The 12,854-nt window shown below is 71.1% G+C and carries 16 protein-coding genes and 1 pseudogene; 8 read left to right on the forward strand and 9 right to left on the reverse strand.

Annotated elements, in window-relative coordinates; translation table 11 throughout:
* Positions 1-6: 6 nt before the first annotated feature.
* Complete coding sequence (locus BJY18_RS30410; RefSeq protein ID WP_184783322.1) at positions 7-1,059, reverse strand: reverse transcriptase family protein; 1,053 nt, start codon at positions 1,057-1,059, stop codon at positions 7-9.
* A 161-nt stretch (positions 1,060-1,220) separates the two neighbouring features.
* On the reverse strand, positions 1,221-2,591 hold the full coding sequence (locus tag BJY18_RS30415) for a class I adenylate-forming enzyme family protein (protein WP_184783323.1): 1,371 nt from the start codon (positions 2,589-2,591) through the stop codon (positions 1,221-1,223).
* 166 nt (positions 2,592-2,757) lie between these two features.
* Here BJY18_RS30415 and BJY18_RS30420 point away from each other — a divergent pair, with 166 nt between their 5' ends.
* The 3 genes from BJY18_RS30420 (at position 2,758) to BJY18_RS30430 (ending at position 4,569) form a co-directional block, all read left to right on the forward strand.
* Positions 2,758-3,864: a glycoside hydrolase family 3 N-terminal domain-containing protein gene (locus BJY18_RS30420; RefSeq protein ID WP_184783324.1), complete on the forward strand. Its 1,107-nt coding sequence runs from the start codon at positions 2,758-2,760 to the stop codon at positions 3,862-3,864.
* Between the two features lie 127 nt (positions 3,865-3,991).
* Complete coding sequence (locus tag BJY18_RS30425; RefSeq protein ID WP_184783325.1) at positions 3,992-4,297, forward strand: hypothetical protein; 306 nt, start codon at positions 3,992-3,994, stop codon at positions 4,295-4,297.
* A gap of 56 nt (positions 4,298-4,353) precedes the next feature.
* The gene (locus tag BJY18_RS30430; RefSeq protein WP_184783326.1) at positions 4,354-4,569 is read left to right on the forward strand and encodes a hypothetical protein; all 216 of its coding nucleotides are present in this window, start codon (positions 4,354-4,356) and stop codon (positions 4,567-4,569) included.
* Here the strand turns inward: BJY18_RS30430 and BJY18_RS30435 are convergent.
* On the reverse strand, positions 4,523-5,386 hold the full coding sequence (locus BJY18_RS30435) for a LysR family transcriptional regulator (RefSeq protein WP_184783327.1): 864 nt from the start codon (positions 5,384-5,386) through the stop codon (positions 4,523-4,525). The genes BJY18_RS30430 and BJY18_RS30435 overlap by 47 nt on opposite strands.
* A gap of 80 nt (positions 5,387-5,466) precedes the next feature.
* Entirely contained in the window at positions 5,467-6,051 is a 585-nt protein-coding gene (locus BJY18_RS37560; protein WP_281393722.1) for a MarR family winged helix-turn-helix transcriptional regulator, read from the reverse strand.
* Positions 6,052-6,108: 57 nt separating this feature from the next.
* Here BJY18_RS37560 and BJY18_RS30445 point away from each other — a divergent pair, with 57 nt between their 5' ends.
* Complete coding sequence (locus tag BJY18_RS30445; RefSeq protein ID WP_221458025.1) at positions 6,109-7,050, forward strand: amidohydrolase family protein; 942 nt, start codon at positions 6,109-6,111, stop codon at positions 7,048-7,050.
* Position 7,051: 1 nt separating this feature from the next.
* On the opposite strand, the gene BJY18_RS30450 is transcribed toward BJY18_RS30445, so the two are convergent.
* Positions 7,052-7,951 carry a PDR/VanB family oxidoreductase gene (locus BJY18_RS30450; protein WP_184783328.1) on the reverse strand — a complete coding sequence of 300 codons (900 nt, stop codon included), beginning with the start codon at positions 7,949-7,951 and terminating at the stop codon, positions 7,052-7,054.
* 14 nt (positions 7,952-7,965) lie between these two features.
* Positions 7,966-8,637, reverse strand: a complete 672-nt coding sequence (locus BJY18_RS30455; protein ID WP_246459020.1) for an MSMEG_1061 family FMN-dependent PPOX-type flavoprotein — start codon at positions 8,635-8,637, stop codon at positions 7,966-7,968.
* Positions 8,638-8,705: 68 nt separating this feature from the next.
* On the opposite strand from BJY18_RS30455, the gene BJY18_RS30460 reads away from it, so the two are divergent.
* From BJY18_RS30460 to BJY18_RS30470, 4 genes and pseudogenes are all read left to right on the forward strand, one after another.
* On the forward strand, positions 8,706-9,332 hold the full coding sequence (locus BJY18_RS30460; RefSeq protein WP_184783329.1) for a TetR/AcrR family transcriptional regulator: 627 nt from the start codon (positions 8,706-8,708) through the stop codon (positions 9,330-9,332).
* 123 nt (positions 9,333-9,455) lie between these two features.
* Positions 9,456-9,641, forward strand: a pseudogene (locus tag BJY18_RS36415) (sigma factor-like helix-turn-helix DNA-binding protein); the annotation flags it as partial.
* 20 nt (positions 9,642-9,661) lie between these two features.
* Positions 9,662-9,868, forward strand: a complete 207-nt coding sequence (locus BJY18_RS36420) for a hypothetical protein (RefSeq protein WP_221458027.1) — start codon at positions 9,662-9,664, stop codon at positions 9,866-9,868.
* Positions 9,856-10,182: an SRPBCC family protein gene (locus BJY18_RS30470; protein WP_184783330.1), complete on the forward strand. Its 327-nt coding sequence runs from the start codon at positions 9,856-9,858 to the stop codon at positions 10,180-10,182. Before BJY18_RS36420 ends, BJY18_RS30470 begins: the two co-directional genes overlap by 13 nt.
* Position 10,183: 1 nt before the next feature.
* Here BJY18_RS30470 and BJY18_RS30475 read toward each other — a convergent pair whose 3' ends face one another.
* From BJY18_RS30475 to BJY18_RS30485, 3 genes are all read right to left on the reverse strand, one after another.
* Complete coding sequence (locus BJY18_RS30475; RefSeq protein ID WP_184783331.1) at positions 10,184-10,459, reverse strand: hypothetical protein; 276 nt, start codon at positions 10,457-10,459, stop codon at positions 10,184-10,186.
* A 279-nt stretch (positions 10,460-10,738) separates the two neighbouring features.
* Complete coding sequence (locus BJY18_RS30480; RefSeq protein WP_184783332.1) at positions 10,739-11,926, reverse strand: cytochrome P450; 1,188 nt, start codon at positions 11,924-11,926, stop codon at positions 10,739-10,741.
* 293 nt (positions 11,927-12,219) lie between these two features.
* Positions 12,220-12,840, reverse strand: coding sequence for a TetR/AcrR family transcriptional regulator (locus tag BJY18_RS30485; protein WP_184783333.1), 621 nt, complete (start codon positions 12,838-12,840; stop codon positions 12,220-12,222).
* Between the last annotated feature and the right edge of the window lie 14 nt (positions 12,841-12,854).

Below are 12,854 nucleotides of genomic sequence, written 5' to 3' on the forward strand. Positions count from 1 at the left end.
CAGCAGTCAATCCCAGTCGATACCACGAAACAGCGCGGTCAGCTTCGCGCCGCGAGCCGGATTCGTGGCGGACACCCAGGCGATTCTGCCGAGCAGATGGGCCCGGAAATCCGGGTGGCCGGAGCGGTTCTGCGCCGCCGGGCCGGTTCGTGCGCAGTTGTGCAGGACCGCCCGCAGTTCGTCGTACTGGGCGCGTGCGACAGCGGGTTCCGCGTTCACCACGAGCCCGGCCACCCGTTGCTGCCGGTACGCGGGAACCACCGACGTCTTGTCGTCACGCAGGCGGAATCCTTCGTCGGTGACGATCCGGCGGACGCCGGGCAGGAGCCGGTGCAGCGGCAGAGCCGTACCGCCGGAAAAGGCGAGATCGTCGGCGTAGCGGGTGTAGCTCGCGTCGAGACTCGCGGCCAGGCCGGACAGCCGCCGGTCGAGGTGGTTCGTCACCGCGTTGGCGACCGACGGTGAGGACGGCGCGCCTTGCGGCAGGTGACTTCCGGCGAGCTGGTTGAGCAGCCGGGTCCTGGCCGGAGCCGTGCGCAGCACATCGACGGGCGTGCGCGTGGTGAGGATCCCGGCGAGCGCGGAGCCCACAGCGGGTGGATAGCCGGCCAGCCCCAGCAGCGATCGCACGCGCGCCGCGGACACCGTGGGGAAGAAGCCCTCGAGATCCATCCGCACCACGATCGGCTGCCCGGCATGTGGCCGCGCGCACGTGTGGATCGACCGGCCGCGGCGGAATCCGTGCGCGGCCTCGTGCACCGGCAGCGCGTCGAGCACGTGCCGGCGGACCCTGCGTTGCAGCTCGGCCAGCCGTGGTTTCGGCTGTTCGATCAGCCGGACGCCGCCGGCGGCGGTCAGGATCCAGTGGTGGCGGTAGTGGCGCAGCCGGGCGGGCGCACGGCGGTTCCAGCCCCGGTCGTCGGCGAACCAGCTCAGCTCACCGGGCGTGAGATCGAGCGCCGCGGCGCATTCGTCGAACGTCGTCCACCGCGCGACCTGCCAGCGCCACACCGGCATCGGCCCGAGCAGCGACGCGGAGGTGACTCTTTCTCCGTTCATCCGCGCGGTCTTGCACGCGGAGCGTGCCGCGCTCGCGTGGGGTGCGGTGCCTGCGTGTCGTCCTGCTCCCCGGGGTTGCCCCGGAGTGGGTGGTGATCCACCGGCTCACCTCCGCGTCGCCGCGGCCCACTCTAGACGAACGGCACACGTGGGGGACGAGCTCATGCGATGCCTCGAGAATGCCCGCGCCAGAACGGGGCGCGCAACGCTCGTTTGTCGACCTTGCCGACCGCGGTCAACGGCAGGTGATCGGTGATCTCCACAGCGGCGGGTACGAAATGCTCGCCACCCAGCTCCTCTCGGACGTGCGCACGTAGTTCGCCGGCGGTGACCGCGCCGGCGGTGACGACCACCGCGTGCACGAGTTCGCCTTCGCCGCCGGGCCCGGGGACCGCGAACACCGCGGCGTTGCGCACCCGGGGGTGGCCGAGCAGCGCGTGTTCCACAGCCGTCGACGCCACCTTGGTGCCGTGCTCACCGGTGACGATCACGTCGCCGGAGCGGTCGTGCAGGTAGAGGTAACCGTCCTCGTCGAAGTGGCCGAGATCGCCGGTCGGCAGCCAGCCGTCGCCGATCGGCGGCCGCCCGTGGTAACCCTCCATCATGGACAGTCCTCGTACGGAGACCTCGCCGTCCTCGACACGGGCTTCCATTCCCGGCACGATCCGGCCGACCGAACCCAGCAGCTCGGGCCGCTCGAGCACCTCGGCGGCGGAGATGCTGGCGATCATCGGCGCCTCGGTGAGCCCGTAGCCCTGACCGACCACCGGCCCGAACACCGACAGCGCCTCGGTCAGCCGGCGAGGCGACAAGGGTGCGGCGCCGAGGGAGAGCTGCCGCACGCTGGAAAGATCCGTGCGGTGCAAGGAAGGGCTGTCCAGCACGGCGGCCAGCCGTGCGGGTGTGAGGGATAGGGCGGTGACGCGGTGCCGCTCGATGGCGGCGAGCACGGCGTCCGCGTCGAACTTCCGGTGCAGCACGACGGTGTCGCCGCAGAGCAGCGCGCCGAGCACGGCGGCGTTTCCGGTCATGTGGGTCAGTGGTGCGGTGACGAGTACGGTCCGGGTGCCGTCCGGGCGGAAGATCCCGGCCATGCCGTCGTAGATGCCGCGGTGGCGGATCAGCTTGGGTACGCCGGTGGTGCCGCCGCTGGGGAACACCGTGGTGACGCCGCCGGGCAGCGTGTCCGGAGTGGACGGTTCCGATCCGGCCAGCGCGTCCAGGTCGCTGTCTGTGAGCAAGGCCGCGCCGGTCGTCTCCAGGGCGGCCGCACGGGCCGGTCGGCTGGCCGACGCGGCGATCAGCAGCACGTCCACCCCGCGCAGCTGTGCGGCCAGCTGCGCGAGGACGATCTCGGGCCGGTTGCCGGCGTCGATCGCCACCGTCCCGTGCACACCGGAAAGCCCGCCGTAAAAGCGGGACAGCAACTCCCCGGCCTCGCGGTAGGTCAGAGTGGTGCCGTCGTGGTGGAACAACACGTGGTCGCCGCCGTCGTCGAGCGCGGCGAGTACCCGGGACAGGAAGACGCTCACCGCCCCACCGTAGCCGGGACTCCGCCGAGACCGTCCGGCGTCCACTTCGGACGGATCGGCGGGCAGCCGGGTATTACGGACATCGGACGCGCATCGGTCGGAAAGTTTCCCTCGGTCACCCGCAAGCGTTACCGTGTGGGCCACTGGAGGGAGCACCATGACACGGATGACGCGCAGAAGGACGTTGCAGGCCCTGGCCGGAGCAGTGCTGGCGGGCGCGGCCACCGGCACCGCGGCCACCACCGTGGCGGCCGCGCCCGGCAGGGCAGGGCTGACGCCGCGGCAGCTGGCCGGGCAGCGGGTGATCTACTCCTACGCCGGGCTGACCCCGCCCGACACGCTGCTGCAGCGGATCCGGGCAGGCGAAGCGGCCGGGGTGATCTTCTTCGGCGAGAACGTTTCCAGCGCCGAGCAGATCGCCGGCGTCGTGCAGCAGCTGCGGGACGCGAACGCGCAGAGCCCGGTGCGCCGGCCGTTACTGCTGATGACCGACCAGGAGGGTGGCAAGGTCCGGCGGTTGCCCGGCGAGCCCGCCCTTTCCGCGAAACAGGTCGGCCAGGCGGCGGACCCGGAAGCGGCGGCCACGGACGCCGGCAAGGGCGCCGGGGCCACGCTGTCCGCCGCCGGGATGAACCTGAACCTCGCGCCCGTGCTCGACGTGTTCCACGAGCCGGGAGACTTCATCGACGAGTTCGGCCGCTCCTTCAGCGATGATCCGAACACCGTCGCAGCGCTGGGCGCGGACTTCATCACCGCGCAGCAGACGGCCGGTGTCGCCGCCACCGCCAAGCACTTTCCCGGCCTCGGCGCGGCGCCCGCCGGAAGCAACACCGACGAGGGGCCGGTCACCCTGGACGTGCCGCTCTCCCAGCTGCGGGGGACAGACGGAGCGCCCTACGGCCCGGCGATCGCGGCCGGGGTGAAGCTCGTGATGCTGTCCTGGGCGGTCTACCCGGCGCTCGACGCGTCGCATCCGGCGGGTCTGTCGCCCGCCGCCGTCCAAGAGCTGCGGCAACACCAGAAGTTCACTGGCGTGACCATCACCGACGCGCTGGAAGCCAAGGCGCTGAAGGACTACGGCGACACCGGCAACCGCGCGACGCTCGCGGCGAAGGCGGGAATGGACCTGATCCTGGCCTCGGCCCGAGACGTGACCCAGGGCGACGAAGCGGTGTCCGCGCTGGCCACCGGCCTGTCCGATGGTTCCCTGCCGGACAGGGACTTCGCCGCCGCTGTCGACCGGACCTGCGCACTGCGTGACGGGCTGCAGTGACTGGCCACGGCTGAATCGGGCGTACCTCGGCCGGACACGTTCCGGGGTCACTCGGGCGGGTAGACATCCGCTCCGGCGCGGGCTGAGCGGGCACCCTTGCCTGCGACCACCCACGACGGGAGGACGCATGCACGCCTGGTGGCCGCTGGTGGCGGGGGCCGCGCTGTTCGCTGTTGTGGCCTTGGTGTTCCTGCGCCGCTCGGCCCGGTCGCGTCCGTCCGGGAAGCCATCGCCGAGAGCGCCGGAACCCTCGGCACCCGGACGGCGGTTGACCTCGCCTGCCGACGAGCGGCCGCGGCGGGCGCGGCACCGGCTGGACGAGACGCATCCGTTCGCGCGTTATCCGGTGGCGAGGCAGCGTCCGACGCCGCATCCGCGACCGGCGGACCGGCGGGGCGCCGACCAGGAGCAGATTCAGCGATTCCGGCGCTGAATCGCAGCGGAAACCGGCGTTGGACGGGCCGGCCGGGGGTGCCGGATACTTCCGGAATGGCCGACGGGGAAGTGTCGAAAGACCTGGGCCGGCTGCTGCGGCAGTTCGGGGTCCGGGCGTTCGCGCTCGCCTTCGTCGCGGGCCTCACCGGGCTGAGCATGCTCGCGCTCGCGCTGGCGCTGGCCGGGTTCGCGCTCGTACTGGCACCGATCCGGGCGCGGCCGGTCAGCCCAGCAGATGGGCCAGCAGCGCCCGGGCAGCCGGAATCGTGAGTTCCGCGGCGCGGCCGACCAGGTGAATCGTGCGGCTGAGCGCGGGCTCGACGACCCGGGCGAACGGCAGCCCGGACCGCTGCGCCACCGACTCCGGCACCACGGTGCTGCCCAGCCCGGCCGCCACGAGGTCGACGAGCAGCGGCACGTGACTGGCCTCGCACGCCGGTTCACGCCGGATCCCGGCACTGGCGAACGCCCGGTCCACCAGGGCTTGCAGACCGCTTCCGGCGAAGTCCACGAACGGTTCGCCTGCCAGCTCGGCGAGCCGGACCCGGCGGCGCGCGGCCAGCCGGTGCCCGGGGTGGGTCAGCAGGACCAGCCGCTGGTCCCAGGAGGCGAAGCCGGTCAGCCCGTCCGGCAGCGGATCGGTGGTGACCACAAAGGACAGATCGAGTTCACCGGCGAGCACCGCCGCGGTCAGCACCGGGTCGGTGCCCTCGCGCACCCGGATGCGGATGGCCGGGTACTGCCCGCGAAACTGCCCGAGCAGGGCGGGGAGATCGACCGCGGTCAACGTCTGGATGGTGCCGATCGACACCTGCCCGCGCACGAGTCCGGCCACCGCGGCGACCTCCCCGCGCGCCGCCTCGGCGTCCGCGACGATCCGCCGGGCAGGCGCCAGCAGCGCTTCCCCCGCAGAGGTCATCGTGACCCGGCGGGTGGTGCGGTCGAACAGGTCGGCGCCGAGATCCGCTTCGAGCTTCCGGATCGACGCGCTCAACGCGGACTGCACGACGTGCACCTCGTGCGCCGCGCGAGTGAAGCTCCGGTGCCGCACCACGGCGAGGAAGTGTTCGACCTGCCTCAACTCCATCCGGCGAACTGACCGCGGGAGCCTCGCGAACTCACCGGCCGACGCAAGTCCACATCGGACGCCAGGGGCGTGGCGAACCGTCACTGCTCTGCGATCACGCGCGCCAGCCGCTGCAGGTCGGTGGCGAGCGCACGCAGTTCGGCCGGGGTGTAGTGGTTCAGTGTGTGACGTTGCCGGGCGCGCAGATCGTCGCGTACCGCGGCGAGGCGCTTGGTCCCGTCGCCGGTGAGGCGGATCAGAACCTGACGCTCGTCCGCCGGTGAGCGCCGGCGCGTGACCACGCCCTTGGCTTCGAGGTGCTTCAGCATCCGGGTGGCGGTGGGCACGCTGACCTCCGCCGCCGAGGCCAGCCGCCCGACCGGCAGCCCCGGCTCGACCGGCGCCTCGGTCAGCGGGGCGAGCAACGCCAGCTGTGCCAGGGACAGCCCGTCGCTCGCCTGGCCCACGGTCAGCGCGCGCGACCGGCGCATGGCGTAGAACAGCCGGTCCGCGGCCTGCGACAGCTCCTCGACCGCCTGCTCCGCATCCGGTTTCGCCGCCCGGACTGTCGCGGCCGTGGCGCTCAGGCCGGCCTTCGCCTCCTGACCAGCCCCACTTCCCGTGGCGTCGACGTGCTGCCTCGCCCTGCGCGGTGCGCTCTCTCGCTTCGTGCTTTCCCGCCGCATACGGAGTAGTCTAGCAAAGTAATAGTTAGCAAGCTAACCATTAGTGAGGCAATCACCATGACCGCCCGGATCGACGTTCACCAGCACTTCATCCCGCCTGCCTGGGGCACCGCCATGGAACGCGGCGGGCTCAGTTCCGGCGGCTGGGCGATGCCTTCGTGGAGCCCGGCCGCCGCGGTCGCGATGATGGACGGGCACGGGATCGAGACCGGGATCCTCTCCATCACCACGCCCGGCGTGCACTTCGACGACGACCGCGCCGCTCGTACGCTGGCCCGGCAGGTGAACGAGGACAGCGCGGAGCTCGTCAAGGACCGCCCGGACCGGTTCGGTCACTTCGCCTCGGTGCCGCTGCCGGACGTCGACGGCGCGCTGGCCGAGACCACCCACGCGTTGGACGTGCTGGGTGCGGACGGGGTCGTGCTGATGTCCAACGCGCACGGGCGCTACCTCGGCGACAGCGAGTTCGTCCCGCTCTGGGCGGAGCTGGACCGACGGGCCGCGGTCGTCTTCGTGCATCCCGCGCAGCCGCCGATGCCGTGGCTGCCCGGTGCGCCGGCGCCGCTGGTCGACTTCGTCTTCGACACCACCCGCACGGCGGTCGACCTGGTGCTGGCCGGGGTACCGCGCCGATTCCCGAACGTCCGGATCGTACTGGCGCACGGCGGTGGCTTCCTGCCGTACGCGGCGTACCGCTTCTCCGGACTCACGTCGACCTCGCTGGACCCGTCCCGCGATCCGGACGAGCTCATCCGCGACTTCACACGGTTCTACTTCGACACGGCGCTGTCGGCCAGTCCCAGCGCACTGCCGTCGCTGCTGGCGTTCGCCGAACCCGGCCACGTCCTCTACGGCAGCGACTGGCCGTTCGCGCCCGAGGCCGCGGGTGAGTACTACAACGGTTTCCTGGAGAGTTATCCCGGTTTCGGGGAAGGCGGGGCGCACGCGGTGGACCGCGGGAACGCGGAAGCGCTGTTCCCGCGGCTGGCCCACCGCTGATTCAGAGGTCCACCACGAGCCGGTCCGAACACGACCGTGAGACGCACGGGTACATCCGCCCGTCCGCGGCGCCGAGTTCGTCCCGGTGCTCCGGTTGTCCACTGAGGACGTTCAGCTCGCAGCTGCCGCAGATGCCTTCGCGGCAGCCGGACTGCAGTGGGTGGCCGGCGTGGTGGAGCGCGTCCAGCATGGTCATGTCCGGCTCGACCCGGACGGTGTCCCCGGACCGTGCGCAGACCACGTCGAAGGCGCTGTTCGGCGGGAACGTGCGAGCCACCGGCTGAAACCGCTCCACGTGCAGCTGTCCGGCCGGGAACGCGGCTTCGGCGGCGGCGATCATCGAGGCCGGGCCGCAGCAGTAGACCAGTGCGCCCGCGGGCAGCGCGGCGGCCAGCGCGGAGAAGTCCGGACGGCCCTCGCGTCCGGTCTCCACGATCCGTGCGCGGTTCCCGTACTCCGCCCGGAGTTCGGCCGCGAACGGCATGGTCTCGGCGGACTTCCCCAGGTACACCAACGTCCCGGCCGCACCCGCCGCGCGCAGCATCGGCAGCAGCGGGGTGATCCCGATCCCACCGGCGAGGAACAGGTAGGCGGGGGCGGGCAGGAGCGGGAAGTTGTTGCGTGGCAGGGAAACGTCCAGAGCTCGGCCGGTGCGCAGGAAGCGGTGGATGTACTCCGATCCGCCGCGGCTGAGCCGGTCGTAGCGCACCGCCACGCGGTAGGCGCCCCGGTCGGCCGGGTCGCCGCACAGCGAGTACTGCCGGGTCAGCCAGTTGGGCAGCGCGAGGTCGAGGTGCGCACCGGGTTCCCACGGTGCGAGCGGACCGTCCGCGCCACGCAGGACGAGGGAGACGACGTCGCCGGCGACCTGGTCGACGCGGTCGAGGATGGTGTGCTGCATAGCGTGCTCCGGGGTCAGTACAGCCGCTGGTAGGAGGATTCGAGCATCTGGCCGACCGCTTCGGCGGGCACGTCGAGGCCCATCTGCTCAGCGGCGATCTCCCCGGCCGAGGGCAGTTCGGCCGCCAGCGCCTGGCTCGCCGGGTCCCACAGCCGGGACCGGACGAGTGCCCGTCCACAGTGGAAGAACACCTCGGCCACCTCGACCACGATCGCCAGTTCCGGGGTCCGTGCCTCGATCTGCATCCGGGCCAGCACGTCCGGTTCGTCGGTCGGATAGCCCGCACCGTTGACCCGCAGCACCTCGCGGAAGCCGGGAACCAGGAACAGCAGGCCGACGCCGTCGTTCTCGCCCAGGTTGCGGAACGAGTCGGCGAGCTTGTTGCCGGGCCGGTCCGGGATCGCGACGGTGCGCTCGTCGAGCACCTTCACGAATCCCGGGTAGTCCCCGCGCGGTGTGCAGTCGGTGCGGCCACGGGCGTCCGCGGTCGCCATGGTCAGGAACGGCGAGTGCGCGATGAACCGGCGGGCGTGCTCGTCGACGCGGGCGTGCTTCTTGTTCTCGATCATCTCCTCCGGCTCGCCGAGCCGGGCGCGGACTTCCTCCGGGCTGAGCCGCCGGGGGCGGGTGGATACTGCCGTCATCGCGGTCCCCTCGTCGATGGTTGGGCTTCGTGCCCAGGTCATGGCACTATTGTGAGCAATTATTCGGTTCTTCCGCCACTCGCTTTCCACACCCGCCGACAGGAGTTGCCATGACCACAGGGGACCGCCGCCTTCGTGCACGTAAAGAGCCTCGGCAGCTGCGCGCCGAGCGGACGCGGGAGCGCATCCTCACTTCGGCTGCTCACATTTTCACCGAGCACGGCTACGCCGGCGGCACCACGAACCGCATCGCCGAGCACGCGCGGATCTCGATCGGCTCGCTGTACCAGTACTACCCGAACAAGGACGCGATCCTCGCCGAGCTGATCTCCCGCCACCTGGACGTCGGCGCGGCGGCGGTGCAGCGGCTGCTGGCGGGCGGGCTGCCGACCTCGCTGGAGGACATCATGCGCGGCTTCGTCCGCGCCGCACTCGAGAACCACTTGGACGATCCGCAACTGCTGCGCGTGATCGCCGAGGAGGCGCCGCGGTCGCGGGAGCTGCTCAACCGGGTCGAGGGGTACGAGCGGGAACGGGTCGATTTCCTGCGGGACCTGCTGGAGCGGCACCCGGAAAGCCGCGTCGCCGACACCCGGACCGCGGCGCGGCTCGTCACCACGACCATGGAGCTGGTCGTGCACAAGATGATCGCCGCGCCGGACCCGGTGGATGTCGTCTCGCTGGAGAACGAGATGGTGGCGATGCTGACCCGCTACCTCACCGCCGGAGGTGAGTGACCGGCGACACGCCGGGCGAATGTCACGCTTCCCGGCCGGGGCGTGTCTCGACGGGCGTGATGGAGGAGAACGCGTTCACCGAGCACCGGCCGTTGTTGTTCGCCATTGCCTAAGGTCAAGGCCCGGCGCGAGGACTACGTCGGCACCTGGCTGCCGGAGCCGATCCGGACCGCGCCGGACGTGGCCGAGGACGCGATCCACGCCGAATCGGTGTCGATGGCGATGTTGCTCGTCCTGGAAACGCTCACCCCGGTGGAACGCGCGGTCTTCGTCCTGCACGACGTGTTCGGCTACTCGCATGGCGAAATCTGTGCGTCGCGCGCCGCGTGATGGGAACGGCACGGTTCGAGTACGCCACGTACAACGGCATGCCCGCCGCCCGTTTCCACGCCGAGTCGGGGCCCGGCTGGGTAGCGGTGTTCGAAATCCACGAAGGCCGCGTCAACGGTCTCTACGGCATCCGCAATCCCGACAAGCTCCAGCGTCCGGACATCGTGCGGGCACTGGGGAGAGGAGGTTCGAAGTGGAAACCGTGACAGTGGAACGCTTCATCGGCGCGCCACCGGACGAGGTCTTCGACTGGCTCACCACGACGACCCGTTACCGCGCTGCGCCGATGGTGCTGTGGTGCCGGCTGACCCGCCCCGGTGCGGACGCGCCGTACGGCGTCGGCGCGGTCCGCAGCCACCTCTGGCTGATCGGCTGGCATCGCGAGCGCATCACCGTCCACGAGCGGCCGCACCTGACCGAATACTTGGTGAAGCTGACACGTCCGTTGCTGGCCCGGATGTTCGGGAGCATTCTCGACGCGGCGGAAACGGCCTTGTGTCGGCCGAAAACCGCCGGTTGAGCTAGACCGGCTCCGCCGAAACGACCGCGGGCAGTTCACGAAGACGGTCGAGCAGGGCGTCCATCTCCTCCGCGGACACCAGGACGGCACAGGCCATACTGCTTTCGCTGACGCCGTCGCGGACGTCGACGGAGAGGTCGTGCACGTGGCGGCCGGTTTCGGCCAGTGCGCCGACGAGCGCGGGGATTTCCTCGATACCGCCGGTGAAGTAGGTGGCGATCCGGCGGCGCGGCAGGAACGCCGGGCGGGTGGCGGGAAAGGACGGGGCAGCGGACACGGTTTCCTCCGGAACGGGAACTGGCGGGAACCGGGCCAGGTCTCCGGGGAACACGGCGGACGCCGAACGTGCGCGCCGGCCTCCTGGTTCAGCCGGCGCGCCCGGCTACGAACCGTCCGAGGCACGACATGGCGTCAGGCTAACACGGCGATCGGCCGCGAGGAACCGGTCCCGCTGCTCCCGGTGGTGGTCCGCCACGCACCGGCGGGAGCGCGGGGCCGGCTCCGGATCCGCGGGCCACGGTCCCGCCGCGGCGGGCAGGCCGCTCGCGGTGGCGGATCAGCCCCAGGCGACCGGGAGGCCGACCGGTCCGTAGATGGACGCGTGTTCGGGCAGCACGATCTCCGCGGCGGGCACGGCGAGCCGCAGATCCGGGAAGCGGGCGAACAGCCCGGCCAGCGCGATCCGCATCTCCACGCGCGCGAGCTGCTGACCGAGGCACTGGTGCACACCGTGGCCGAAGCCGACGTGCCCGATGGCCTTGCGGCCGAGATCGAGCACGTCGGGTTCGGGGTAGCGCTTCGGATCACGGTTGGCCATCGGAACCGAGATCGTGATGCTGTCCCCGGCTTTGATGGTCCGGCCGCCGACTTCGAGGTCCTCCAGTGCGGTCCGGATCGGTCCGATGTGGATCACGCTGAGATAGCGCATCAGCTCCTCGACCGCGTTCGCCGCGAGCGACGGGTAGGCCTCGAGCCTGGCGAGCTGCTCCGGGTTCTCCAGCAACGCGTACGTGCCGAGCGCCAGCATGTTCCGGGTGGTCTCGAAACCGGCGACGAGCAGCATCATGCCGATGTTGGCGAGCTCCTCGTCGTTCAGGGAGCCTTCCGCGACGAGGTCGGAGAGCAGGTCGTCGGTGGGCTCGGCACGCTTGGCCCGGATCTGCTCGGCGATGAACGTGACCACCCCGGTCACCGCGGCCAGCCGCTCGTCCATCGACACTTCCGTGCCCGCGGCGAACATTTTCGCCGCGTACGCCTGGAATTCGTTGCGCCGGTCGTAGGGGGCGCCGAGCAGCTCGCAGATCACCAGCGCCGGCACGGGCCGCGCGAACGCGGTGACCAGGTCGACCGGAGGCCCGGCCGCGGCCATCGCGGCGAGGTGCTCCTCGACGATCTCGGTCACCCGCGTTTCCAGCAGCCGCATCCGCCGTACGGTGAAGGCGCCGGTCAGGAGCTTGCGGTACTCGTGGTGCTGTGGGTCGTCCATCCCGGTGAACACCCCGGGATCGGCCGGTTTCGGCGCCGGCATCGGCCCGAGGTCGAACGGCACCCGCGCGAGCTCCGCTCGAGCCGACACCCGCCTGTCCGCGAGCACGGCACGCGCTTCGTCGTACCCGGTGACCAGCCAGCCCTCGGTCCCGTCCGGATAGGTGAGCGGCTCGACCGCCGGCCGCCCCCGCAACGCGGGCGGCGGGTCGAACGGACAGGCGCCACGCTCCAGCGGAAGCCCTGGATGAAGAGTCATTTCCGCTCCTCGATCGCCATGTCGTGCCATGTCGGATGACTGATTCAGACGGTACACACTCTTCACAAATCTGTGAAGAGTGTGGCCGGGTAAGGGTTCGGCGCAGGTATGGCGGGTCGATGGGTGGGGTGGCGTGACGATCGGGATCGGAGGGGAGTGGCGTGCCCGCGTGGCGTGCGGGGCAAGCCGACGCGGGCGGATGTGGTGGCCGAGGTTGACGGTGCCCGACGTGGCTGTTGCTGGTGGTGCCCGGTGCCGAAGCGGTGGGACCGACCTCCAGAAAGCCGATCCCGTCAGCCGGCGTTGTTTGCGTTGTCGGCTTCTGCGGCGTCCAGGGCGGGAGTCAGTGGGTCCAGTGCCTCGTGCAACAGGTCGGGCAGTGAGCCGGCGGCCACCACCAAACCGCTGCCTGCCGGGCGGATCCAGCTTTCCAGCGCGATCCGAACCGCGGCGGCGACGCCGGCTGCCAGGACTCGCGGCAGTGGTCCTTCGGGGACGGCGAGACGGTCGGCGATCGCGGTCGTCAGCGGGCCTTCGAGGGTGGCCGGTTGGTGCAGGAAAGCCGCGCGCACCGCGGGATCGTCGGTGATCAGCCGCAGTGTCTCCCGGTGGTGGGCGCCGGGAGTGGTGTACTGCTCGACGATCGCGTCCCGGATGGCGGTCGCCAGGCGGGTTCCCGGCGGCTTCCCGGCTATGGCGTGGCCGATCCGGGTTTCCCGTTCGGCCGTGACTGCGGCGACGATCGCGTCCTCGCGGCTCGCGAAGTAGTTGTTGTACGTCCGCGGGGAAACGCCTGCGGCTTCGGCGATGTCGTCGACCCGGACGTTCGACGGCCCGTGTTCGAGCGCCAGCCGCAGGGCGGCCTCCCGCAGGGCTTCCCGGGTGGCCTGCTTCTTCTGCTCGCGTAAGCCCACCCCTGCAGTCTGCC

This window comes from Amycolatopsis jiangsuensis (assembly GCF_014204865.1).
GTDB classification, from domain to species: domain Bacteria; phylum Actinomycetota; class Actinomycetes; order Mycobacteriales; family Pseudonocardiaceae; genus Amycolatopsis; species Amycolatopsis jiangsuensis.